This window comes from Salipaludibacillus neizhouensis (genome assembly GCF_002886185.1).
Classification (GTDB): domain Bacteria; phylum Bacillota; class Bacilli; order Bacillales; family Salisediminibacteriaceae; genus Salipaludibacillus; species Salipaludibacillus neizhouensis.
This window is the reverse complement of the sequence record NZ_KZ614146.1, coordinates 917,058-941,160: the sequence shown is the minus strand read 5'-3', so window position 1 is coordinate 941,160 and position 24,103 is coordinate 917,058. Positions and strand designations below refer to the sequence as shown.

General features: G+C 36.7%; 20 protein-coding genes and 1 riboswitch. Of the genes, 11 read left to right on the top strand and 9 right to left on the bottom strand.

The window, feature by feature from the left end; all coding sequences use genetic code 11:
• The first annotated feature begins 97 nt into the window (after positions 1 to 97).
• On the top strand, positions 98 to 952 hold the full coding sequence (locus tag CEF18_RS04375) for an STAS domain-containing protein (RefSeq protein ID WP_223292226.1): 855 nt from the start codon (positions 98 to 100) through the stop codon (positions 950 to 952).
• Positions 953 to 1,097: 145 nt separating this feature from the next.
• On the opposite strand, the gene CEF18_RS04370 is transcribed toward CEF18_RS04375, so the two are convergent.
• Together CEF18_RS04370 and CEF18_RS04365 are read right to left on the bottom strand one after the other, a co-directional pair.
• Complete coding sequence (locus CEF18_RS04370; RefSeq protein WP_223292225.1) at positions 1,098 to 1,481, bottom strand: phage holin family protein; 384 nt, start codon at positions 1,479 to 1,481, stop codon at positions 1,098 to 1,100.
• 145 nt (positions 1,482 to 1,626) lie between these two features.
• The gene (locus tag CEF18_RS04365; RefSeq protein ID WP_110935373.1) at positions 1,627 to 2,457 is read right to left on the bottom strand and encodes a MurR/RpiR family transcriptional regulator; all 831 of its coding nucleotides are present in this window, start codon (positions 2,455 to 2,457) and stop codon (positions 1,627 to 1,629) included.
• 212 nt (positions 2,458 to 2,669) lie between these two features.
• Here CEF18_RS04365 and CEF18_RS04360 point away from each other — a divergent pair, with 212 nt between their 5' ends.
• Genes CEF18_RS04360 through CEF18_RS04345 form a run of 4 tightly spaced genes read left to right on the top strand, consistent with a single transcriptional unit; the run spans position 2,670 to position 6,877 of the window.
• Positions 2,670 to 3,551, top strand: coding sequence for a cell division protein FtsQ (locus CEF18_RS04360; RefSeq protein WP_110935372.1), 882 nt, complete (start codon positions 2,670 to 2,672; stop codon positions 3,549 to 3,551).
• Positions 3,548 to 5,275, top strand: coding sequence for an ABC transporter ATP-binding protein (locus tag CEF18_RS04355; protein WP_110935371.1), 1,728 nt, complete (start codon positions 3,548 to 3,550; stop codon positions 5,273 to 5,275). The genes CEF18_RS04360 and CEF18_RS04355 overlap by 4 nt, the downstream gene beginning before the upstream one ends.
• The gene (locus CEF18_RS04350; RefSeq protein ID WP_110935370.1) at positions 5,250 to 6,065 is read left to right on the top strand and encodes an energy-coupling factor transporter transmembrane component T family protein; all 816 of its coding nucleotides are present in this window, start codon (positions 5,250 to 5,252) and stop codon (positions 6,063 to 6,065) included. The genes CEF18_RS04355 and CEF18_RS04350 overlap by 26 nt, the downstream gene beginning before the upstream one ends.
• 26 nt (positions 6,066 to 6,091) lie before the next feature.
• Positions 6,092 to 6,877, top strand: a complete 786-nt coding sequence (locus tag CEF18_RS04345) for a PHP domain-containing protein (protein ID WP_110935369.1) — start codon at positions 6,092 to 6,094, stop codon at positions 6,875 to 6,877.
• A gap of 538 nt (positions 6,878 to 7,415) precedes the next feature.
• On the opposite strand, the gene CEF18_RS04340 is transcribed toward CEF18_RS04345, so the two are convergent.
• Together CEF18_RS04340 and CEF18_RS04335 are read right to left on the bottom strand one after the other, a co-directional pair.
• Positions 7,416 to 7,757 (bottom strand): hypothetical protein, encoded by a 342-nt coding sequence (locus CEF18_RS04340; protein ID WP_110935368.1) that lies wholly within the window; start codon positions 7,755 to 7,757, stop codon positions 7,416 to 7,418.
• 243 nt (positions 7,758 to 8,000) lie between these two features.
• Positions 8,001 to 8,657, bottom strand: a complete 657-nt coding sequence (locus CEF18_RS04335) for an HAD family hydrolase (RefSeq protein ID WP_110935367.1) — start codon at positions 8,655 to 8,657, stop codon at positions 8,001 to 8,003.
• Positions 8,658 to 9,253: 596 nt separating this feature from the next.
• Here CEF18_RS04335 and CEF18_RS04330 point away from each other — a divergent pair.
• Positions 9,254 to 10,501 carry an MFS transporter gene (locus CEF18_RS04330; RefSeq protein WP_110937580.1) on the top strand — a complete coding sequence of 416 codons (1,248 nt, stop codon included), beginning with the start codon at positions 9,254 to 9,256 and terminating at the stop codon, positions 10,499 to 10,501.
• Positions 10,502 to 10,528: 27 nt separating this feature from the next.
• On the opposite strand, the gene CEF18_RS04325 is transcribed toward CEF18_RS04330, so the two are convergent.
• Together CEF18_RS04325 and CEF18_RS04320 are read right to left on the bottom strand one after the other, a co-directional pair.
• Positions 10,529 to 11,056, bottom strand: a complete 528-nt coding sequence (locus CEF18_RS04325; RefSeq protein ID WP_110935366.1) for a GNAT family N-acetyltransferase — start codon at positions 11,054 to 11,056, stop codon at positions 10,529 to 10,531.
• Between the two features lie 63 nt (positions 11,057 to 11,119).
• Positions 11,120 to 11,635 carry a GrpB family protein gene (locus tag CEF18_RS04320; protein ID WP_110935365.1) on the bottom strand — a complete coding sequence of 172 codons (516 nt, stop codon included), beginning with the start codon at positions 11,633 to 11,635 and terminating at the stop codon, positions 11,120 to 11,122.
• 429 nt (positions 11,636 to 12,064) lie between these two features.
• On the opposite strand from CEF18_RS04320, the gene CEF18_RS04315 reads away from it, so the two are divergent.
• From CEF18_RS04315 to pflA, 4 genes are all read left to right on the top strand, one after another.
• Complete coding sequence (locus CEF18_RS04315; RefSeq protein ID WP_110935364.1) at positions 12,065 to 12,976, top strand: EamA family transporter; 912 nt, start codon at positions 12,065 to 12,067, stop codon at positions 12,974 to 12,976.
• Between the two features lie 201 nt (positions 12,977 to 13,177).
• Positions 13,178 to 13,360: riboswitch (Lysine riboswitch) on the top strand.
• A gap of 157 nt (positions 13,361 to 13,517) precedes the next feature.
• Positions 13,518 to 14,408: a 4-hydroxy-tetrahydrodipicolinate synthase gene (gene dapA, locus CEF18_RS04310; RefSeq protein ID WP_110935363.1), complete on the top strand. Its 891-nt coding sequence runs from the start codon at positions 13,518 to 13,520 to the stop codon at positions 14,406 to 14,408.
• A gap of 238 nt (positions 14,409 to 14,646) precedes the next feature.
• Positions 14,647 to 16,899 carry a formate C-acetyltransferase gene (gene pflB / locus CEF18_RS04305; RefSeq protein WP_110935362.1) on the top strand — a complete coding sequence of 751 codons (2,253 nt, stop codon included), beginning with the start codon at positions 14,647 to 14,649 and terminating at the stop codon, positions 16,897 to 16,899.
• Between the two features lie 255 nt (positions 16,900 to 17,154).
• Entirely contained in the window at positions 17,155 to 17,880 is a 726-nt protein-coding gene (gene pflA, locus CEF18_RS04300) for a pyruvate formate-lyase-activating protein (RefSeq protein ID WP_110935361.1), read from the top strand.
• Between the two features lie 40 nt (positions 17,881 to 17,920).
• Here the strand turns inward: pflA and CEF18_RS04295 are convergent, their stop codons facing one another.
• From CEF18_RS04295 to CEF18_RS04285, 3 genes are all read right to left on the bottom strand, one after another.
• Complete coding sequence (locus CEF18_RS04295) at positions 17,921 to 18,760, bottom strand: YihY/virulence factor BrkB family protein (RefSeq protein WP_223292224.1); 840 nt, start codon at positions 18,758 to 18,760, stop codon at positions 17,921 to 17,923.
• A gap of 30 nt (positions 18,761 to 18,790) precedes the next feature.
• Positions 18,791 to 19,873 carry an AI-2E family transporter gene (locus tag CEF18_RS04290; protein ID WP_110935360.1) on the bottom strand — a complete coding sequence of 361 codons (1,083 nt, stop codon included), beginning with the start codon at positions 19,871 to 19,873 and terminating at the stop codon, positions 18,791 to 18,793.
• Positions 19,874 to 20,158: 285 nt separating this feature from the next.
• Positions 20,159 to 20,653 carry a DNA topology modulation protein gene (locus CEF18_RS04285; RefSeq protein ID WP_110937578.1) on the bottom strand — a complete coding sequence of 165 codons (495 nt, stop codon included), beginning with the start codon at positions 20,651 to 20,653 and terminating at the stop codon, positions 20,159 to 20,161.
• Positions 20,654 to 20,872: 219 nt separating this feature from the next.
• Between CEF18_RS04285 and CEF18_RS04280 the strand changes: the two genes are divergently transcribed.
• Complete coding sequence (locus CEF18_RS04280) at positions 20,873 to 23,899, top strand: efflux RND transporter permease subunit (protein ID WP_183041024.1); 3,027 nt, start codon at positions 20,873 to 20,875, stop codon at positions 23,897 to 23,899.
• The last annotated feature ends 204 nt before the right edge of the window (positions 23,900 to 24,103 follow it).

The window sequence follows — 24,103 nt, the reverse complement described above, 5'->3', positions numbered from 1 at the left end:
ATGGGTGTCGACTGAACAAAATCCTTTAAATATGGTAAAATTATTTTATATTTTTAAATTTTAAATAATCTATATTCATATATATTGGAGGTAGCTCGTGCCTAATAAATATAATCTCACAACAAATGATTTTCAATCCTTAAAAAATGTCTCTAAAAAAATGTTTGAATTAATTAGCGAAAAACTAAACGTAAATACAACTTATGTGACGAAACGTGGAGAATCAGCCATGACTGTTCTTAGTTCTTTTAACAAAGAAGAAAAAATAATTCCAGAGGGCTATAGCGTTGAATACGGTGATAACTATTGCAGATTGATCATTATGAATGAAGAAGATGCCATGTGTACCGAAAATTTATCGAAAGACGCTTTGACGAAGGAATTAGAGGTCACTTCTCTACTAGGTGTCAAAGGTTTTTTAGGTGTTACATTAAAAGATACTAACGGAAATGTATTTGGGACGTTATGTGTGATGGATCGTGAAGAGAAACAGTTTACCGAAGATGATAAAAAATACTTAAAATCTATCGCCGGAGTTTTATCCCATATTATTGAATTAGACCGAGCAAAATATAACTTAGGATTTTTAAGTGTTCCAATCATTCCAATAACTAAAGGTGTTTCCATTCTTTCCGTGCAAGGGGTTATTGATGAGGTTCGTTCTAAACTAATCATGCAGGAGGTATTAAATTATGGAGCCGAAAACCAGATCGAACATTTCATTATCGATTTATCTGGATTAGTTATTCTAGAGAATGCATTCCCTTCTGTATTGTTCGACATGGTACAAGCTTTGGAAATAATGGGAATTTCCACTGTAATCACTGGCGTTTCGCCTTCATTTGCCAAACAAGAAGTGAACAATACTCAATTAAAGAATTTAAACACCAAAACTGTTAAAAATATAGAATCTGCTTTAGATAATATTGGGTTTAAATTAACGGCCAAATAAAGATAAAAACAGAAGATAGAAGAAAAAGTACTTCCCTTGCAGGGCTTTTTCTTCTCTGTAAGTAAAATTAGTGAGGTTCGTTAATGCTGTCTTGTTTTAGAGAATTTTAACATAATCTCTTCAACAAAACTTACTTTCTATATCGTTATTTTTTCAATATTTTAATCCCTTTTCTTAGTTTCTCCGGTATAGGTACTCCTGCCCTTCCTACATTTTCGACAACACTTATTATTTCATTTGTTACATAAAAAATAATCACTGCTTCTCTCACAAATGGACCACTTCCTAAAGCTATGTCAATAAAATTCCCTACAGAAACCATCGCAAAGATGATTACTTTTTTAGCTATTCCTTTTAATCCATGCTTACTACTTAAATCACCCTTTATATATGATGCTGTTAACCCAGTAATATAGTCCAATACGACAAGTGCTATAAGTACCCCCAGCATCATTGTCCATCCTCCAAACATGAATGAAACTATCCCTCCACCAATAGCCAATCCTGATTTTAAACCAGTTCCTATCAACTCTCTCACTCCTCTCGCCTTTAAATAGACAAGACGGTTCTATACATAAACTACTTTATTCACTGTATGGTATTAATGACAAAATGCTTGTATTCATGTCTTGTATCAAGTAAAAATGGAATGAAAAAAGGAAGATGACTGTCGATTACCTTGGCAACTCTGCGGAATAACGTTTACGAAGCTGACTTAGACGGTCCAGCTGTTTCAGATTTTCTTCTTTATTCCTCATTCCTACCGAAATAATTAAATTTTCAATAATAAAAGTAGGTGCAATCATAGAATGAAACTCCCGTACTTCCCCACGATCTGCAAAGAGTATGACATCCGCTTCTTTAGAAAATTCAGATACGACCTGATCTGTAATAATAATTGTTTGGTAACCTACCTGTTTGGCTTGTTTCAAAATGACGTTTGCTTCTGGTAGCAAACGAATAAACCCAAAAATTACGACAACATCCTCTTTTTGAAAATGCAAAATATCCTCTAGTAACTCACTTCCGCTTTTTTCTATCGTATGTAAGTCTAATCCAAACCTGGACAAACGATAATTCAGTAATTCTGCTAACCCGCGTGAGGGACCAGGACAATACAAGTGTATTTTTTTAGCAGACAATAAACAATCAACCGCCTCGTTAAATGCAACTTCCGGAAATTGTTCCATCGTTTTATACAAGTGATCAACAGAAAATTTAAGTGTATGGTATTGAAGTTCTTGTCCTTCTAATTTACTCAATACGTTTTTCATTTTCCCAGCTGGAGAAATCTTAAGTTGAGAACCAATTTGCACTTTAAAGTCTTTTAAATTTTTATACCCCACGGATCGCCAAAATCTCGACACGGAAGCAATACTAACCTTCACTGTTGTTGCAATCTCTTGCTCCGTTGATATTAATACTTGTTGTATATTTTTTTGAACGTAGTCAGCAACTTTCATCTGACTGGGCGACAGCGATTCCGTATTCCAATTAAAATTCATCTTCTGAATTCCTCCCTAAAGATTATTAATGTTTCCTATCCATCTAATTAGTCACAGCGTAGCAGATTCAAAAATCATTGAATAGCATTTTGTATGATTTTTTACACTATGTTATAAAACGTTAAAAAGTTTACAAGCTATTAACGTTGTTTTAACACTCGCTTAACAGCTATGTTTTAGGATGAAGGTAACAAATAAAAGGAGGTTAGGTAATGAGTAAAATGAAAGAACGGTATGTTTTGACCCAGTCGCAAAAAATGATGGTGTTTATTCTATCCATGTCTTTGTACGGACTATCCAACATGATTACAGAATTGGTTCCTTCCATTCAATTAGGTCCTATTGAACTATCCATTGAGTATTTTGCCTTTATACCATTAACACTGTGTATTTTGTTTCACCCTTTATATGCAGCTATAGGAGCAGCACTCGGAGAGGTTATTTTTGGAGAAATCATGCTTGGTCAATTTGGTGGATTTGGCGAGTTAGAGAAGTTTATCGCCTTCTCATTGGCTATGTTTATAGCAGGTTCTCTCGTTAATGATCCCACCAACAAAAGACAAGTTGGTATAGCAGCTATTATTGGTGTTGTCATTCATCAGGCAATTAGCAGTGTCGTTGATATTGGAAAAGTATGGATTGGTGTAGAAGAACTAGAAGCTGTACCGGGATTAGCGGAAAGTGTGGTTGTGATAGAAGGATTCGCTTTTCTAAATGATGTGTTATTCTCTGGTATCTTATTTGCCTTACTGCCTACTTTGTATTTAGTCCCTCGTTTATACGGAAAAATTGAACCATTATTAGGAATGAAGCCAAGAAACAATACAATTAAATTCTCTATGAAAGAGGTCATTGCCCCCAGACTGATTGTCGTTGGTATTTTACTAGCTTGTGCTGCTTTTTTCTTCGAGTTTCTATCCGAAGCCGGATTCAACTATGAATGGGAAGCAGATTTCCTGGAAATCTTCGGTAGTTGGTTTATCTGGGTAAGCATTGCTGTGGCTTTTCTTGTTGCTCTAATCACAGTAGTAGTCATGATCAAGAATAAAAATAATTCTTCAAATGACAATGATAACGAAAGACTTTCTTCATGACAAAACAAATTCAGTTAAAACAAGTGAACTTTCAATATCCAGGTGGAAAAAGTAATGTTCTAAAAGATGTTTCGTTAGAGATAAATAAAGGAGAGTTTCTTGCAATTATAGGTGGGAACGGCAGTGGAAAGTCGACACTCTGTAAATTATTAAATGGATTGATCCCTCATTACTATGTCGGTGACTTCACAGGACAAGTCATTGTTAATGGGCTAGTAACCACGGATCATAAAGTTGCCGAACTATCACATCATGTTGGCTATGTTTATCAAGACTTTGAGAACCAACTAGTTAGCCCAAGAGTATTAGAAGACGCGAGTTTTGCACCACTTAATTTTGGTTTTCCTGATTACATACAAAGAGGAAAACGGGCACTTGATTTAGTTGGCCTGCATGGTCATGATGATGAGTTTGTTTGGCAGTTAAGTGGAGGACAGAAACACCAGCTCGCTTTAGCTGGTGCTGTTTCTCTTAACCCTGATATCTTAATTATTGATGAACCCGTCGCTCAGCTCGATCCTTTCCATGCAGAAGAAGTATATAAAATTTTAGAAATGTTAAATAAAGATCATGGGAAAACAATTATAGTCATTGAACATCATACTGAATTTATTGCCGAGTTTTGCGATCAAGTTGTGTTAATGGATGCTGGCCAGATTATTTGGAAAAAGCAAACGAACGACGCCTTAAAAGAAGTAGACCATCTGTTAGCGAGCAAAATATATCCACCACAAGTGACCCAAGCAGCCTATCAGTGCGGACAGTTTAAAAATAATGAGTTACCAGTGAGATTAGAGGAAGCTTTAAACCAGTTTCCAATCCAATTAAACAACCATAAAGATGAATTTCCACGGAGCAACTACTCTCACCTTGCGGAAAGGGATAAACTTGTTGAACTGAAGCAAGTCAGTTTCTCTTATAAAATGGTAAATCGCTCACGAAAAAAGGTTTTAAAAGACATCAATTTAGATATTCATCACGGTGATTTAGTAGCCCTTGTAGGGAATAACGGTGCGGGAAAGTCGTCGTTAATGCGATTAATCACAGGTCTCGTTAAACCAGAGAAAGGTAATGTATATGTAGAAGGTAAAAATACTAGGAATTACTCGCCCGAAAAATTGGCAGATACTGTTACGTACATCTATCAAAATCCTGAAGAGATGTTTATTGAGGACTGCGTCAGAAAAGATGTCGAGTTTTATTTGAAAGCCCGAAAGGTTCCTGGGTACGAAAAAATAGTAGAGGATGTACTACGCCAATTCGACTTGACAGATCTACAGGATAACGACAGCCGTTTAATGAGCGGCGGTCAACAAAGACGAGCATCTTTAGCGATAGGCGTTGCTATGGAACCCTCTATCATTTTACTGGACGAACCTACAGCCAATCTAGATATTGCAACTCGTAAGCATATCACGAAGTTAATCGATTCTTTAAAAGAACAAATTATTTCCGTGATAATTGCGACTCATGACATGCAGCTTGTCGCAGAATGGGCAAACAGAATTATCGTTTTACATGAAGGGGAGGTTATTCACGACGGAGACCGTGAATCAGTTTTCAGTAACGTATCCCTGCTGGAGTTAGCTGGTTTAAAACCCCCTCAGATTTTAGAGTTAAGCAGGAAGTTACATATGTCTCCCCTCGCCTACACTGTCGAAGAATTTGTTCATGCATTAAAAAAAGAGGAGAATCCTAGTGGAATATACACGGAAATTATCTGAAAAACTCTCTGTTGAACAAGTTAAAATTGAATTGTTAAATACTGCTTATGGGAATGGTCACACCTTTTTAGCGAAGCTCGATCCACGTACTCTATTTATCTGGTATCTATTTTTCGGAATGGCTCCTTGGTTTATTCATAATAAGCCTGTACTAATAGGGCTACTGGTATTCATGGTTATAACTACAATCACAGCCAAAATATCTCCTTTAATTATCCTGATTCTGTGCTTAGGATTACTAGGACAAGGTGGTTATTTGTTGATCGCATCTTGGTTCTTTGGTGGTGATTTAAGTGTGATATTGCCGCTTATTATTTTAACCATGAAGGTATCTATCATCTCGTTAGCAAGTATCACCGTTTTTTGTTCGATGGATCCGGAAAAATTGAGCAATGGCCTTCTAAAAATTGGTGTCCCCGGCCAAGTCTCTTTTAGTATTGCGTACGGTTATCGGATGCTCCCGAGTTTACTCGAAGAATATCATCACGTATTTCTATCCTTCCGTTTACGGGGAAAGGCCCCTATGAAACATGGTTTTCTTTATTGGCGTACGATTGGTTATTTTGCAAAGATCGCTGTACTATCTTTTTATCCTTTGCTGTTGAGTACTGCAAAACGGGCAAGAACAACAGTTGAAGCGTTAGAGCTGAAAGGTAGTTTCTATGCATTTAATCATCCGAAGGTCAAAAAGATCAAGCTTGCCCATTTATCGTTTCGATCTCGCGATTACATGTTCTTAGCATTTTCAGCTTTGTATGTCTTCACGTTGTTTGTTGCGGGAAATATTTAATAGTTAGAAAAACAGGAGGTTTTATCATGAGAATAGATTTTCATAGTCACGTAAAAATATCTAAAAAGTCGCTGTTTATGCCCGATTATTTCCGAGAGATGATGAAAGAGGCAAAAGCAAGCGGGTTAACAGCCCTGGCAATGACGGAACATTTTAACACCTTTCGAATGAATGATCTTTTTGATTTCCTTGAAAAGAATTACACGTACGAGCAAGGGTATTATATGATTGACGGATTAAAGCTTTTTCCAGGAATTGAAGTAGATATTCAGGAAAATGGGCATATTATCCTGATTGGGAACCGTCAAGATGTGCTAGAGATTCGTAAATCTTTAGAAAATCATACAACCGAGACTACCTTTCTTCCTTTTGATGATCTTTTGAATCTTGTTGAAGATTATCAATTATTAAAAATAGGAGCTCATCCATTCCGGGAGAGCACCCCTCTCCATCATCTTGAAATCAAACAGCTTCAACGCCTGGATGCTTTTGATCTAAACGGGAAGGATCTATATGCCTATGGAAAAGAACCCTATACAAGTAAACTAATTAATTTTGCGGAGGTAGTTGGTCTCCCTATTGTTGGAGGCAGCGACACTCACCAATACTTACAATACGGAAGTGTTTATAATGATTTTAATGAGGAGTGTAATACAGTTAATGAATTAAAAGCTTCCATCTCAACTGGAAACTTTAACGTGCAGACTTCTGTATTTCTTGATATCAAAGTAAAAGCAGCAACCCTAGTTAAAAAATTATTAAAAGAAAAGTTAACGGACATGGAACCATTATCTATACAAAGTCGTTCTTAAGAAACAATTAAATAGTCTGAAGTGTTATAGATTCTGATTGGAGTTATTTTCACCGAACAGGGAATCTCGAATCCACTCTAGGCGGAAGCTTTCCGCGGGCAATGCTTCAGCCTCCTTGGACAAAACCGTCCCTCGGAGTCTTCAGCTATTGCTTATCCCGCAGGAGTCGCCGCCTTCGCTTCTTCGAGTTATTTTGTTCTACTTAGACAGCCTTTTTAAAACGTTGTGCTTATTTTTTCAAGTCTAGAAACATTTATGTAAACTACCTTTATAAAAATTCTAGTTTGGAAAAATCCGCGAGACTCCTATGGAAGAATGATCCAAGCGAGACCCCGCAGAGCGTCGTTTGCTCGAGGAGGCTCGCGGATCATCCACGGAAAGCGAGCGGTAATTTTTCCAAACAACCTTCGATGATAACCAATCAACAAAATCATTACAAAAGACGCTAGACGTTTTTCTTAGATATACTTAAAATTCCATTCTTTTATTAGCGATAGCCTTAGCAAAAGCATTAATAATTATTACTGAACAGAAAATATTATACTGTCGAATTAGTATTTTGCATTCCAAATTTTTTATACGATTTTAAGATCATTATCCACCAAATCACAATATATAAATATGCTAATAAGACAAAAATTGCCCAAGTATCGAATTGAGCTATACCATTTATCAAATGCTGCATTTCAGTCACACCTGGGCTGCGCCCAATTGAAGAAACCAACTGTAAAAGATATTGTACTGGTATGATTACAATCATCCCGATTGAGAGAATAATTCTTTTTCTTTGATTTAGACTTTTAATAGCACTTATAAACGTAATTATAAATATTGCATATAAAAGAACAAAAATCCAAATAGGGTCATTTGCTGTTGCCATTTCACCATTCCCCTTCCCAAAAGTAATATGATTTGTAACTTAAAACCTTTTCACTATTTCCATGTCTAATCGTTCGCAAACTCTGTATTACCTATAAGACAAATTTAACATATAATGGAAAAAACCTCTCTTCTTTTCTGCGATTAAATAGAATTAGGGACTATTGTCATTAATGCGAGTACACGTTTTGCTCTTAAGGAGCTTCTATTTTTTCTACGAACTCCTTAAAAAGAAAATACTAGTTTAACTAAAGGTAAGCACTATCTGTAATTCCTCTACGCTATTTAAAATAACTGTTGGATTGGATGTCTCCAACTCTTCGAAATTACCATATCCATATGTCACCGCAATGGAGTCAATACCTGTATTATTTGCACCAATAATATCGTGTTTGCGGTCCCCAACCATTATAAACTTACCTTTTTCATGCTCTATGTATTTGTCTAATATATATTGAATAATTTCTGTTTTAGAAGATCGTGATCCGTCAAGATTACTACCTACGACTAACTCAAAAAAATGGTCGATGGCAAAATAATGAAGGATCTTTTCCGCGAAAATAGTTGGTTTAGACGTCGCCACAACGAGGTTATAATTTGCGTCTTTTAATTGCTTGAGTAAAGAGGCTATACCAGAGAATAATTCATTCTCAAACATACCTTTTTCGACAAATCGTTCTCTAAAAAATTGTACAGCTGTTTGTGTATCTTCCTTATCAAGGCCATAATACTCTGCAAAGGATACCTGAAGAGGTGGTCCAATAAAGCATTCAAGTTTGTCAATGTTAGGTTCAAAGATACTCATTTTTTCTAATGCATATTGAACAGACAAAGTTATCCCTTGCTTAGGGTCTGAAAGCGTACCATCTAAGTCAAATAAAATAATTTTTTTGTTCTTCATAAGTCCAGATCCCTCTCTTTCATTCTATCCTTATTTTAGCATGCTAAGTTATGAACAATCTTTAAATATATCATCAGAGCCTTTGATGCCACTTGAATTCACTGCGGAAGAACACTTTCCACGAGCAGGGCTTCATTCGTTGCTTCACACGCTAAAGTCTCCGCCTTTTACTTTCTTAAGCTCCTTTCCCGATACACCAACTTTTTCACTAAAACACCCTTCTAAAATAACACTGTTTACAATATTTGTTATAAATGATAAGATATTTTAAATATTTGAAACGCAATGAAGAGAAGAGTAGGTAATGATGTTCTTTACAGGGAGCTCCGTTAATTGAAAAGGAGTAAGAATGAATTTATTGAACCAAGCCTCTAAGTGTCGCATTGGAACCTTCGCTGGGGATGATGTGACGGGAGCTCCCGTTATAGAGCTAAAGTATAATCATTTGTTTGAACCTCTAGTAAACCACGGGTGTTTCTGCCTTTGACGTACTTGATAAGATTAATATGGTGACATATTAATAAACTGGGGTGGCACCGCGATTTCGAAACTCGTCCTCAAGATTAAATTCTTGGGGATGGGGTTTTTTAGTGAATATTAGAATAGTATTGAAACCATGGAAGTATCCTTCCATCTTATTATTTGGTATTGGAATTTCCAATATTGGCATGTGGATCTACTTTATTGCTTTGAATGTTATTGTTTTCAATATGACAGGATCTGCTCTTGCCGTGGCATTACTTTACATCATCAAACCTTTAGCTACACTGGTAACTAATTTATGGAGTGGCAGCATAATTGACCGGCTTAACAAAAAGCACTTCATGATTTTGTTGGATCTTCTGCAAGGCATTCTAATTACATGTTTAGCAGTTTTCTATACTTCCTTATGGGTCATTTACATCTTGGTGTTTTTTATAAATATGGCTTCCTCTATTTATCGACCTTGTTCGGTGAGCTATATGACAAGGCTCATACCGACCGAGCAAAGACAAAAGTTTAATTCTTTAAGAAGCTTACTTGATTCGGGTGCTTTTTTTATCGGTCCCGCTATTACCGGACTATTATTTATGAGTGGCTCCCCTATCCTTGCAATTTATATTAATGCCTTTGCATTTTTCTTTTCAGCTACAGTCACACTATTTATGCCTAACTTGGAAAAGAACAGTATTAATAAATTACCCATTGAGCCAATGTCTTTAACTCTGTTAAAGAAAGACTGGAAAGTAGTGATGGAATTTAGCCGGAAATACATTTATGTTATTACTATCTATTTCCTGTTTAGTGGGTTTGTCGTTTTGCAAACAGCAATAGATTCCCTTGAGGTGGCATTCGCAAAAGAAGTCCTTTCATTGACAGATGGGGAATATGGATTTCTCGTAAGTATTGCGGGTGCAGGGATACTAGTGGGTGCAATTATTAATGTAGTGTTCACCAAAAACCTAAGTATTTCTCTACTCATCGGTCTAGGTTCCTTTACGGTTGCTATAGGCTACATTATTTTTGCTTTCTCCAATAGTTTCTTGATGGCATCACTAGGGGTGTTTATTCTAGCCTTTGCGAATGCTTTTGCCAACACTGGATTTTTCACTTTTTATCAAAATAATATTCCAGTTGATGTTATGGGACGTATTGGAAGTATGTATGGTTTTGTTGAAGCCTTTCTTGTCATAGTTACCACTTCTATTTTTGCTGTCACAGCTCATTTAATTTCCGTTGAATATGTCGTTGTAAGTGGTGCTTTTATCACATTGGTGCTGACGACTGTTTTATTATTCGTTATCATAAAGCCTTCCAAACGAAAATATCACGATTCTAGTTCAATGGAAAAATTCCAATCATGAATAAATCTTTTTTGATTTATTCATGATTTAATTTCTCCTCCATTCTTCCTCTAAGATACTCATTTCATAAAGACTCCAGTATTCGTCTCCATTTTTTGCAGTGTCTCTAAGTAAACCTTCTTTTTTAAAGCCTACTTTTTCATAACACATTATTGCAGCAATATTGAAGTCAAACACTCCCAGACTTACACGATGTAATTGAAGTTCATCGAATGCTACTTTGAGAATTTCTTTCATCATTCGTTGTCCTATTCCTTGCCCTCTAATATTCTCAGAGCCGATCAATACTTTCCCAATCCTCGCAGATCTATTTTTTCGATTTATTTTCCCTAAGGAAATGTGTCCAAGAACTTCACCAGTTTTTTGGTGAATAACGTTATATACGAGAGTTTCTGCATGATCGTGATTCGAATTTTTCTTGTATATATTTAATTGCCCCTCATCCAATGGATAATGAAACCCTGGTCCACCCCATTTTAGTAATAACTCCGGGGAATCAATCCAACTTATAAGCCTTTCAAAATCGGCAGTGTCAAAAAATTTTAGTTCTATCATATTAAGATCTCCTTACCATCATTAATGAATGCAAATTCTGCTCATAATTATACCAGTTTCATTTTATCTACCTTTTAACCATCTATTTGCTTTAGCATCGATATCCTTAATAAAATTGTTTTTACCATCTATGTATTTCTCGATATCATCTGGATACTTTTTCGCCAATAGTTGTTTCAGTTGACTGTACCTGTCTGCTTCATGTGGGTGAGCTATCAAGTAGTCCTTAAATACTATGTGCCGTTGTATTTCTCTATTTTGCGTTCCAAAAACATGAACGTGATGACTCCGGTTATTTCCCCCTTTCTTATAAAAACGTCTACCTTCAATACCGTTTTCTCCCATAGCCACATAGCCAATCCGCTCCATTTCCAAGTTAAAAGAATCGACATTCTCTATCTTCTGCACCTCAACAAGGATGTCAATTACTGGCTTAGCATGCATGTTCGGTATTGCTGTACTGCCAATATGATATAGATGTATACACTCACTCCCGAAAATACGAGATATTTTTATAGATTCCTCTTGAAATAATAGTGTCCATTCTTCTCTGTAAGAGACAACCTCGACTTTTCTCATATTTTTTCACCCTCACTTAATGATTATATGATATCTGCTTTTAATTGTATTACTTTATACATTTTCTTACAATCACTATCAAAAAAGTGAAACATCCGTCCGTGGTGAATTAGAACAGGCGGTTCCACCCCCTTGCCGCAGCTGGACGCTTCCATCGCAATATCACATGAATATACGCATACTGTAGGCACTACCGCCGCAGTAAAGTGGGTTCTAACATTCCACCTTCCTCTTCATATCCATTTTGCTGAAAATCCCTTGACAAAACCTTAATAAATGACTAAGATGAATAAGGATTAATTGAATATCAAAACTTCGCAATTTGTGAAGAACATGGACTTTTCTAAAGGATAATCCTTTATTTTCGCCATACATCTGACCCGATGTATGGCTTTTTTGTATTCAAAATAAATTTAGAGGTGAAATATTATGAAAATGTGGATGTATGCTTTATTTGTTTTTATTGGTGGTTGTTCTTTAGGAGCACTATCTACGAGTGTGAAACTTGCATATGGTGCTGGTTTTAATTTAGCTCAAATTACTATTAGTCAATTTATGATAGGTGCTGCACTTCTTTGGATACTTGTGCTTTTCACTAGAAAATCCAAGATGTCAATAAAGTATCTTGGCTTGCTTTTACTTTGCGGAATTCCTATGAGTTTAACCGGTGTTTTTTATTACTTTTCGCTGCAAACTATAGATGCTTCATTAGCGATCATCTTTTTATTTCAATTTGTATGGATTGGTTCTCTGTTTGATTACATTCTGTATCGCAAAACTCCGAGTAAAGCTCAATGGCTCTCGATTGTCATATTACTCATAGGCTCACTTTTAGCTACTGCAATTATTACGAATGGATTTGGAAGCTTTACGATAAATGGTGTCATTTTTGGTATTCTATCTGCTTTCACGTTTACTTCATTCTTATTTATTAGCGGCAACGTTGGAAAAGAACTTCCTCCTTTACAGAAAAGCGCGCTAATCGCGACAGGAGGACTTATCTTTGTTAGTATTCTTTTCCCTCCGACTACCGCATTTGAGAGTGTTTCGCAAATGATTAGCTTTTCACCATATGGCGTTTTCCTAGGCGTATTTGGGGTTTGTTTGCCACCGTTATTATTTGCGATTGGAATGCCGAAAGTTGGCACTGGTCTTGGAACAATTCTTTCTGCTTCTGAACTTCCAGTCGCTGTCATACTTTCTGCAGTTGTTTTAGTAGAATACGTTGCACCCATCCAATGGTTAGGTGTTATTGTTGTTCTCCTTGGTGTTGCTCTAGGTAATATAAAGCTTTCTTCTTTTTCAAAAAATAAAAATTGGCAAGCGAAAAAAGTATCTTAGTTTAATATTTTATTATTCTTACAAGACTTGCTGCGAGCGTTATTTAGACTATTCCTATTTTATAGACAAGTTTCAACTATTGTATTACGGGAATAGTAGAACCAAGTCCAACAGATAAAATTCAAAAACTATTGCAAAAGTTACTTTTCTTTGATAAAGTAAACTCAAAGTTCATATTTATTTACTTCAATTATCTTTTGAAGTGAGTATAGAGGTGCAAAGGTCATTAGTACGTATTTTGAGGAGATTGAGCTCCTATGATAAATATCGAAAGGGATACTTGCCGAAGCAATAGTCTGCTCATAGGATTGTTGTTGGGTCTGTCATTGAATAAATGCAGAACTGTCATGTAGTCAGATGACTATATGGAGGGCTATCTCACGCTGGAATAACTGTGTTATACATTCTAGCAGCAACGATACCCTCGTTGTTGCTTTTTAGTGTTTAAATAACAGTTACTCATGCGATTTAGCTCTATTCAGGACCTTGGACTCGTCATGTAGATTGGACGAACAAAATTTGTTGAATAGAGGTGTTTCAAATGAATTTCGGACACGTTTTAACCGCGATGGTCACGCCATTTGACCAAGAGGAAAACATTGATTTTCATGCTACAAGAGAATTAGTAAATTATTTAATTGCAAATGGATCAGATGGTCTTGTTGTTGCAGGCACAACTGGAGAATCCCCAACATTAACGAATGAGGAGAAACTTTCATTATTCCGTTATGTCGTGGAAGTTGTCGATGGAAGAATCCCGGTTATTGCTGGAACTGGCTCCAACAGTACGAAAGCATCTGTAGAATTAACAAAATTAGCAACGCAAACTGGTGTAGATGGAGTGATGCTCGTTAATCCATACTACAACAAGCCAAATCAGGAAGGCCTTTACCTTCATTTTAAAAAGGTAGCCGAGTCTACAAACTTACCAGTTATGCTTTACAATATTCCTGGTAGATCTGCCGTGAACATGTTACCGGAAACTATCATTCGACTATCCCAGGTTGAAAATATTGTTTCCGTTAAAGAAGCAAGTGGTGATCTTGATGCAATGACTACGATCATTCAAAATACTCCAGAGAACTTTTCTCTCTACAGTGGTGATGATAGTCTAACCTTAGCGGTATTAGCCATCGGTGGACACGGAGTCGTATCTGTTGCCTCACATATTATTGGTAGTGAGATGCAAACTATGATTACCGCTCACCAAAACGGTAACAGCCAATATGCTTCCGCACTTCATCGAGATTTAGTGCCAATGATGAAAGCGATGTTTATTGCGCCAAGTCCTTCCCCAGTGAAAGCAGCATTGGAAATGAAGGGTATACACGTAGGACCTGTTAGATTACCAATGATTCCGGTAACAGAGTTAGAAGCACAAACAATCTATCAAGCAATCCAACATAAAATATACTCTTCATCAGCAGTTTAAAAAAGGTGTCCTAAGGGACACCTTTTTTAGTTTAGTTGCCTGTACTATAAAACTTGTACTACTGAATCCCCACTTTTACCTTCTGTTATATAAAAAAAACATTCTGTTATATTCGTCATGAAAGTGTCACATTTCAAGTTACTCCTCCTCCTTATTCTGTTTTAAAATTAAATCACAACATCATGTGAATGTTTTCACATAAAACTTTTATCTCAATTTAGAAATGGAGGAATCTTTGATGGTGACTACTTTTGAAAAAAATGAAAAGCGTGGATGGGAAGAATTCAAACAGGGTTATTGGGAAAATGAAGTAAATGTAAGAGATTTCATCCAAACCAATTACAAAGTATATGAAGGTGACGAGTCTTTTTTAACTAACGCAACCAAAGCTACAAAAGATTTATGGGAACTAGTGATGAAACTAACAAAAGAAGAACGTGAACGCGGTGGTGTGTATGATCTTGATACAGAAATAGTATCAACGATAACCTCCCATAAGGCAGGTTATTTAAATCCTGCAACGGAAAAAATTGTTGGTGTTCAAACTGATATCCCCTTTAAGCGCTCCATGCAACCATATGGCGGTATTAGAATGGCTAAAGCTGCGCTTGAATCTTACGGCTATAAATTAAACGAAAAAGTAGAAAAAATCTTTTCTGATTATCGAAAAACTCACAACGAAGGAGTATTTGACGCTTACACTCCTGAAATGATGCTCGCTAGAAAGGTCGGTATTATTACTGGTTTGCCAGACGCATACGGCCGCGGCAGAATTATTGGAGACTATAGACGAGTTGCCTTGTATGGTGTCAACTATCTAGTAGCTGTAAAAAAAGAAAAGCTTGCTAGTCTCACAGGTACAATGACGGAGGATGTTATTCGATTACGTGAAGAAATTGCGGAACAAATCAGAGCCTTACAAGAGTTGAAAGAGCTTGGCAATATTTACAGCTTTGACATTTCAGAACCTGCGCAAAACGCTAGCGAAGCTTTTCAATGGCTCTACCTTGGCTACCTAGCAGCAGTAAAAGAACAAAATGGGGCAGCAATGAGTTTAGGACGGGTTTCCACCTTTTTAGATATTTATATTGAACGTGATCTCGAAAATGGAACTTTAACAGAAAAAGATGCCCAAGAATTAGTTGACCACTTTGTTATGAAACTAAGATTAGTAAAATTTGCGCGAACACCTGAATATAATGAATTATTCAGTGGTGACCCTACTTGGGTAACCGAATCTATTGGTGGAATTGGTAAAGACGGTCGTCCATTGGTTACAAAAAACTCATTCCGATTTTTACACACGTTAAAAAATCTTGGACCAGCACCCGAGCCAAACTTAACCATCCTTTGGTCACCTGCATTGCCAACATCATTCAAGCATTTCTGTTCAAAAATGTCTATCGAGACGAGTTCCTTACAATATGAAAATGATGAAATTATGCGACCTGAATTTGGTGATGATTATGGTATTGCCTGCTGCGTTTCCGCAATGGAAATAGGAAAACAAATGCAATTCTTTGGGGCACGAGCAAATTTAGCTAAAGCTTTACTGTATGCGATCAATGGTGGAGTTGACGAAAAAGCGAACGTCACAGTTGCTCCTGGCATAAAGCCTATCACTTCCGAGTATTTAGATTACAACGAAGTTATGAACAACTACGACAGTGTATTAGAATGGTTATCGGATCTCTATATAAATACTTTAAACATTATCCACTTTATGCATGATAAGTACAGCTATGAAAGAATTGAAATGGCATTACACGATAAAGAAATCATGCGTACCATGGCCACTGGAATTGCCGGATTGTCCGTTGTAGCAGATTCATTAAGTGCGATTAAACACGCTAAAGTAAAAGTAATTCGTGATGAAAACGGATTAGCTGTCGACTATGAGATCGAAGGTGACTATCCACAATACGGGAATGATGACGATCGTGTCGACGACATTGCAAAAGACATCGTTATTAAATTTTCAAAAATGTTAATGCAGCACCAAACTTACAGAAACTCTAAGACAACCATGTCTATCCTTACGATTACTTCCAATGTTGTTTACGGAAAGAAAACCGGGAACACACCTGATGGCCGAAAAAGTGGTGAACCATTCTCGCCTGGTGCTAATCCGCTTCACGGTCGCGATAAAAAAGGTGCATTGGCTTCTCTGAACTCTGTTGCAAAAATGCCATATGAGCATTCTTTAGATGGTATTTCAAACACCTTCTCTATCGTACCTAAAGCACTGGGTAAAGAAAAAGATGTACAAAAAGCAAATCTATCAGCGATCCTTGACGGATATTCTGATAAACAAGGCCACCATTTAAACATTAATGTGTTTGACCGCTCCACTCTACTTGACGCGATGGAAAAACCGGAAGAATATCCCCAACTCACAATCAGAGTGTCGGGATACGCGGTTAACTTTATAAAACTTACTCGTGAACAACAAATCGACGTGATAAATCGGACATTCCACGAGTCTATGTGATAAGAAAAACGGCATAGCCGTCTTTTATTAAATACAGCGTTTTATCTTTCGCCACCGCGAGTAGCACCTACGAACTGCGTGTAGGTGCTACTCGAAAAGAAGGTCGGGCTTCCCTTGAAGCGTGTGGCGTAAAGATAGCTGTCAACTTATAGATTCTAGTACGCTTATCTAGTAAGTAAAATGGAAATGCCTTAAAAGCAGCTGGGGAGCACTTACGCTCCCCCTATACATACTAATCTCAAGGAGGAATTCATTATGGAAGGAAGAATCCATTCCATTGAAACGTCAGGCATGGTGGACGGACCGAGTATCCGTTATGTTATTTTTACTCAAGGCTGTTTACTCCGTTGCCAATTTTGTCATAACCCCGATACTTGGAATCGTACTACAGGAGAAATCATGAGCGTGAAATCATTAATGGAAGATATCAAAAAATACCTTCCTTACATGAAGCATTCTGGCGGAGGTGTGACCGTAAGTGGCGGAGAGCCCCTTCTGCAGCTCGACTTTTTGCTTGCTCTTTTTAAAGAGTGTAAAAAACTAGGTATTCACACAACCATTGATAGTTCAGGTGGATGTTATTCCAAGTCAGCAGTTTTTCAAAATACTTTTCTAGAACTACTGACCTATACCGATTTAGTACTAGTAGATATAAAACAAATGGACGATGAAAAACACCGGAAATTAACGGGTGTCTCAAACAAACATATTTTAGAATTTGCGAAACAACTTTCTTCTCTTGAAATCCTAGTGTGGATTCGGCATGTTCTCGTTCCTGGAAAATATACAGAAAAAGATTTAACAGATCTTTCGTCTTTTATTTCTACGCTTACGAACGTAGAAAAAGTAGAAATTCTACCCTATCATAAAATGGGAGTATATAAATGGAAAGAGTTAGGTTTAACCTATCCTCTCGACGGTGTCAAAACCCCTTCTGAACAGGAAGTAACACGAGCAAAAGAATTATTAAATATCAATTAAAAAGAGCAGAGCCCATTAAATAATGGTGCCTGCTCCTTTTTTATTTTACTCTGGATACTGTGACAATGGTTTTACGATTGTAATAGATAGCATTAATCTCTGCCCCTACTACAAGAATAAGACCTGTTAAGAAAAACCAGAGCATGAGTATGATGATACCACCCAGACTTCCATAGGTAGCTGAAAAATTACCGAAATTACTAACGTAGTACGAGAATCCCCAAGAGATAACCTGCCAGGAAATGATCGCAAAAATCGCTCCCGGCAGTACCATTTTGAAAGGAAGCTTAATGGTAGGTGCAAAATAATAGAGAGCAGCAAGAACCAACGCCATAATTACAAATCCAAGAAGGGTCCTTACCATGAAAAAGATTATTTCAAAATCGCCTGGAATCACCATAAATGATCTAACAAAACTCATGATAACTTCTCCAAAAACCGGTAAAATTAACGTGGCTACCAGAGCGATAATCATACCGAATGTAAGTAGTACAGAATGAAGTCTTCTATTTAAGAATGATCTTTTCTCAGTAACATTATAAGCGGTATTCGTTGCCAGAATAAATGCATTCATTCCGTTTGAAGCTGACCAGATTGTTCCTATTATACCAACAGTTAACAATCCACCACTGGGAGTGGAAATGATCGTGAAAATCGTATCCTGTAATATCTCTGCCATTTCGCTTGGTAGTGCACTTTGAAAGAGTTGTATTGCATTGTCCGGATTTATATCCAAGTATGGCAAAATTGCTAAAACCAAGATTAACAGAGGAACTATGGACAGCAAATAGTAATACGCTTGTGCCGCTGCAAGTATAGGCGCATTATCTTTTATAAATTCATCTGCCAGTTCTTTTAAAAATGAAATCATTTCTTTCACTGTTAATCTCCTCCAATTTCTAGCATTATACTACCGTATTTGCGGATATCGAAGCCTAAGCAGACGATAGATATTTTGAATTACTACTTTTCCGATTGCATAAGAAGGGATCGCTAGTATCAAACCGACTAACCCCGCTAAGTTCCCCGCAATGAGGAGCACTAAAATAATCGTTAATGGGTGAATGTGTAGCTTTCTGCCCATTACGTTTGGAGAGATCAAATTTCCTTCTATTTGCTGAATAACTACAATAGCAAGAATAACCCAAAGTGCCATTACTGGATTTTGGAATAACGCAACAAACACAGCCGGCATTGTCCCAATGAATGGTCCAATAAATGGGATTAAATTTGTAAACATTGCAACAATCGCTAGAATTAGTGCATAATCAACTCCAATAATTAAATATGCAATGAGAGATAATGCGCCTACAAAAACACTTACAATTGCCTGACCTTGTATGTAAGCACTTAGTGTCTCATCCATGTCAGTTAAAATACGTTGACCTTCCCCCACTTGTTCTTTTGGTAAAAATCGTAAAACATTATCTGGCAGTCTATGCCCATCCTTTAATAAGAAAAACAGCACAAACGGCATAATAACAATCACTGTTACTGTCGTAAATAACGCCGCAAAAAAGCTCATGATATTCTCACTCATATTGGAAAAAATTCCGGAGAGATTATCTGTGATTGTGGAAGTATCAAACTCTTGGAAAGCTTGTTCGTTTTGAATATATGCTACCCAATTGCTTTGCATGATACCATTGAGCCAACTTTGTGCTGTTTCAACAAAGTTAGGAAAGTTTTCGACTAATTGCGTAACTTGACGTACTAATATTGGTCCTACAAACATAATTAAACCTGTAACTATCCCAGCGAATGCTAGAAAGATAAGTACTATTGAAAGTGCATTTGGAAGTTTTTTATTCAAGAGCCCCACAAGTGGACGCAATATGTAATAAAGAACGCCTCCAATAATTAAAACTGGCGCTATCGTACTGAAAGCTATTCCAATAGGTTGGAAAATAAAAGGTACTTGTACAGCTAAATTAATAGCAATTAATAGTAGAACTAATCCGTATAAAAATTTAAACCATTTCGTTGTTGGCATAATTATCACTCTTCCTTCTTCGATAGCAGTTTATAAAGGTTAAACTTCCCTCTTTAAAGGGGTTTTCAAACCCGCTTTTCCCTATCTTCTGTTGAACGCAGCCACCTCGAGCGGATTCGAGACTCCTTTGTTCGAGAGGCAACAACAATATCTAAAAAACATAACTTTATATATTCCTATCATGTAAAAAACAGCATTTTTAATGACAAACCACAAAAAATTGAAAAATTTGCCCAAATACGCTAGTCGATTACTATTTATTTTCAAAATTTATCATGCGATGGTTCAATCGACGAAGGTCTGGACCTCTTTTGGAGTTTTCAAGATAATAATTTGTTTTTCATCTTTTAACCTCTCTATTTTCTCCATGACTTTTGGTCGTACTGTATTAGGATATGACCACACCCACTTTAAAAAGGAAGATGTAATCCTATCAGGACCCGCACCAGAATCCGGTCTCGTCTTATTTCGGTGCTTTCTCCATCTGTTTACAACCCTATAAAGACATAGATATCGATTCGTATCTAGAAAAATCACAGTATCAGCAGCATTCATTCTTAAATCAACCGTAGATCCATAATCCCCATCGATAATCCATCGATCTTTTCTCACAAGCTGCTTTTGGGTTTCACGTTGTTCATTCTTAGGAACTTCAACCCATCCGGGCTTCCAAAACAATGAATCTAAATGATAAACATCTACATTTAACTTGTCCCCCAATTGACGGGCCATTGTAGACTTACCTGAACCACTAGAGCCAATTAAAATTATTTTATTCATCATTATATATCCCTCACTTATTCTAGCTAGATTCCTAACCCTTATTGTTAATTCGTGATTACGATTGATTTATCCTTTTTGTTCACATAAAAATTTTCACATCCAACTTCTGAAAATTATACGCCTCAAGTCTTATTAAATACAAGTCTCTAGTACGTCGTTCTATTGTCCGCCAACACATAAGCTTAAGTTATCAACTAATTAAGGTGGGCGATGTTAATGAATTTATTACGTGTATTGTTAGAACGAAAACTGATTGTTGGTCTCTTGGTCGTATTCATATTAGGAATTGGATTCTATTCTATCGGTAAGTTAGATCAAGAATTGCTTCCACCAGTGACGATGGATGGAGGAATTATCTATATGGAATCAGGTTCTCTAACTTCAAGCGAAGTAGAGGAAAGGCTGACATTGATTGCCGAGCAAAGTATCGAAGGTGTAGAAGGCATTGATTCCTATACATCAACCTCCTCAGAAGGTTTAGCGGTGATTCAGTACTTCACTGATGAAGGAATGGGTAAGGAAGCCTCCTTGGATGTGGAAAGTACTTTACAATCAATCACGAGTGACTTGCCAGTCACAGAATTGACTGTTCAACAGTTTTCGACTGATCAGCCTTATGAATTTTTTATGGATATTTCTGAAGGGTCTATAAACGAAATGACAACCTTTGCTAACAATGTTCTCAAACCAAGACTCGAAGCTTTACCGGAAGTTAGAGAGGTGGCATTTACCGGTTTACAAGAAAAAGAATGGGAACTTGTCTTTGATGAAGATAAATTAGCGGAACATGAACTAACAGTCGATCAAGCGATTAAATCGATTCAAGAAGTTAACTTAGATTTATCATTGGGGGAATTGTCAGATGAAGAAGGTCAACCAAGTCTTCGGTGGGAACAGTCCTTTCAATCCATTGATGATCTCATGGAAACAAGAATGGGATCTGTTCAAATCGAAGACATTGCTGAAGTGACTGAAATAACATCGGAAATTCAAGCGGAAACTTGGAAAAATGGTGATGCTGGTTTCATATTTACGGAGATTGGTCGTACGGACGGGTTTACACAAATAGATATGGCAAATGCGGTCCGGAGCGAAGTAGCTTTAATAAATGAAGAGAATTTAGTCTCTGGTTTTTCTTTGAATGAAATTGTCAATCAAGCGGATTATGTTCAGGATGCAATAGATGGTGTTACCCAAAGTGTTCTTTTTGGAGGGATCATTGCTATAATCGTCTTGTTCCTGTTTTTGAGAAATCCACGAGCGACGATCATTGTAGGCTTGTCTATTCCTTTATCATTACTTTTAACATTCTCAACGATGTGGATCATAGGATACAGTTTAAACATGCTTTCAATGATTGCTTTAGGGCTCGGAATTGGAATGATGGTCGATGCATCGATTGTTATTATGGAATCCATCTACCGTAAAAAAGAAAATGGTTTTGTTGGTAAAGAGGCAGTCATGACAGGTGTAAAGGAAGTTGCTTCTCCAGTAATAGCTTCGATGTTGACAACCATTGTTGTATTTTTACCGATTGGTCTATTTGGAGGTGAAATGGGTGCGTTTATCATTGTCCTTTCCCTAGTAGTTGTGATCACACTCGTTAGTTCTTTACTTATATCTTTTACTGTTATTCCAACATTTTCCGAAAATTTCTTGAAACTTCGAAAAAATTCAACCAGAGTGTCAGACGGACCTATCACGCAAACTTACGGAAAAATACTTCAGTGGGTCTCAGAAAAAAAGAGACGCAGTATTTATGTAATTAGTTTATTCCTAGTCATTTTAGCCAGCTCATTATTTTTAACAGCTAAAGTTCCAGTTACACTCATGCCCGATATTTTTAATCGATATACGGAGCTTACTGTAGATCTCGAAACCGGTCTTAGTGCGGAAGAAAGAGAAGATATTGCAGATGCCATTCACTTTCAACTAGAAGATTTACAGGATGTTGATAGTTATATTGTCATGGATAATATAGACAATTTCTATGTCTTAGTTAATTTAACAAAAGATAATGAAATCACTGTTTCTCAAGATAAAGTTGTTTCCAAAGTTATATCCAGTATTCGAGAATTAGAAGATGAGACTCCTATATCCAACGTTTTAAGTATGATGGATACCGGTGGTCAACAATCCATTCAGATGGAGGTAGTCGGGGAAGATTTTGAGGAGTTGCAACTTTTGGCTGAAGATGTCCAAAATGATTTAAAAACCGTTGAAGGAGTTACAAATGTCGTTACCTCTTTTAAAAATAGCCAGGAAACAAAAAGAATTGTCTTAGATGAAGATCAATTGAAAAATGATGGCATATCTAAAATGACAGTTTTAGAAAAACTGACTTTATCTGAAACAGTAGATCCAATTGCTGAAATTCCTAGTAATAATGAAACTAGTGACTATATTCCTGTATTTATCAAAGCAGACGAGAGTCCAAAGACGATCGATAATCTTTTAGACGTAACAGTTACATCTAGGGAAGGTGAAAAAACCCTATCCGAATATGTTTCCTTTACCTCATTAGATACACCTAATAAAATTGAAAGAATCGATGGCAAACGAGTTATTCAAGTTACTGCTTCGATCGAGAATCGTGATTTAGGCTCGGTAAACAGCGAGCTTCAAGAATTAATATCGAATCGGAAAGACTTACCTGGTTATGAGGTACAACTGAGTGGGGATTTAGAAACTCAGCAAGAAGCGATGAATGATTTAATTTTTATTTTTATCATCTCATTGTTTCTAGTTTATGTTGTCATGGCCATACAGTTTAACAGCTTAAAACATCCACTTATTATTATGTCAATCATTCCTTTCACAGCAACGGGTGTTATTCTAGGCTTATTAGTAACTCAACGTGAATTAAGTGTTATCTCTGCAATGGGATTGTTAATGCTCATAGGAATAATTTTAAACAACGCCATCTTACTCGTTGATAGAACAAACCAGTTAAGACGTGAAGGTTTACCGATCAGAGAAGCGATGGTTCAAGCCGGGAAAAATAGATTACGTCCGATATTCATGACAACGATGACAACAGTAGGCGGTATGCTTCCTTTAGCTATATTAGGCGGTGCATCTGCAGGTTACCAAGCACCTTTAGCTACAGTTGTTATATCTGGTCTCTTATTCGCAACAACGATAACTCTCCTCCTGATTCCTAGTATCTACTTTTTGGTTGAAAGGGAAAAACAAACAATAATACAAGAAGCGCGTGTTGAAAAAATAGAGAAATCAAGTTAAAGATAATGCTGTCAATTGCATTTCAACTTTCTAATACTGTATACTATGAGTAAGTAAATAAGGAATAAAATAACTTGTTCATGTAGGAATTTTATTTTGCGGTAATGGCAGTTGGCAACATAGTTTTAACAGCTTTTTATTGAAATAGTCACCTGACTCACAGACAGGGTGGCTATTTCTTTCTGCTAATATAATACATCCAAT

What these genes read in the sequence shown, in the direction of transcription:
- CEF18_RS04345 (WP_110935369.1), top strand. Translation starts at nt 6,092, where the DNA reads ATGAGAATAGATTTTCATAGTCACGTAAAAATATCTAAAAAGTCGCTG.
- CEF18_RS04290 (WP_110935360.1), bottom strand. Translation starts at nt 19,873, where the DNA reads ATGCCAACAACGAAATGGTTTAAATTTTTATACGGATTAGTTCTACTA.
- CEF18_RS04355 (WP_110935371.1), top strand. Translation starts at nt 3,548, where the DNA reads ATGACAAAACAAATTCAGTTAAAACAAGTGAACTTTCAATATCCAGGT.
- pflA (WP_110935361.1), top strand. Translation starts at nt 17,155, where the DNA reads ATGGAAGGAAGAATCCATTCCATTGAAACGTCAGGCATGGTGGACGGA.
- CEF18_RS04360 (WP_110935372.1), top strand. Translation starts at nt 2,670, where the DNA reads ATGAGTAAAATGAAAGAACGGTATGTTTTGACCCAGTCGCAAAAAATG.
- dapA (WP_110935363.1), top strand. Translation starts at nt 13,518, where the DNA reads ATGAATTTCGGACACGTTTTAACCGCGATGGTCACGCCATTTGACCAA.
- CEF18_RS04340 (WP_110935368.1), bottom strand. Translation starts at nt 7,757, where the DNA reads ATGGCAACAGCAAATGACCCTATTTGGATTTTTGTTCTTTTATATGCA.
- CEF18_RS04320 (WP_110935365.1), bottom strand. Translation starts at nt 11,635, where the DNA reads ATGAGAAAAGTCGAGGTTGTCTCTTACAGAGAAGAATGGACACTATTA.
- CEF18_RS04365 (WP_110935373.1), bottom strand. Translation starts at nt 2,457, where the DNA reads ATGAATTTTAATTGGAATACGGAATCGCTGTCGCCCAGTCAGATGAAA.
- CEF18_RS04335 (WP_110935367.1), bottom strand. Translation starts at nt 8,657, where the DNA reads ATGAAGAACAAAAAAATTATTTTATTTGACTTAGATGGTACGCTTTCA.
- CEF18_RS04315 (WP_110935364.1), top strand. Translation starts at nt 12,065, where the DNA reads ATGAAAATGTGGATGTATGCTTTATTTGTTTTTATTGGTGGTTGTTCT.
- pflB (WP_110935362.1), top strand. Translation starts at nt 14,647, where the DNA reads ATGGTGACTACTTTTGAAAAAAATGAAAAGCGTGGATGGGAAGAATTC.
- CEF18_RS04280 (WP_183041024.1), top strand. Translation starts at nt 20,873, where the DNA reads ATGAATTTATTACGTGTATTGTTAGAACGAAAACTGATTGTTGGTCTC.
- CEF18_RS04285 (WP_110937578.1), bottom strand. Translation starts at nt 20,653, where the DNA reads ATGAATAAAATAATTTTAATTGGCTCTAGTGGTTCAGGTAAGTCTACA.
- CEF18_RS04325 (WP_110935366.1), bottom strand. Translation starts at nt 11,056, where the DNA reads ATGATAGAACTAAAATTTTTTGACACTGCCGATTTTGAAAGGCTTATA.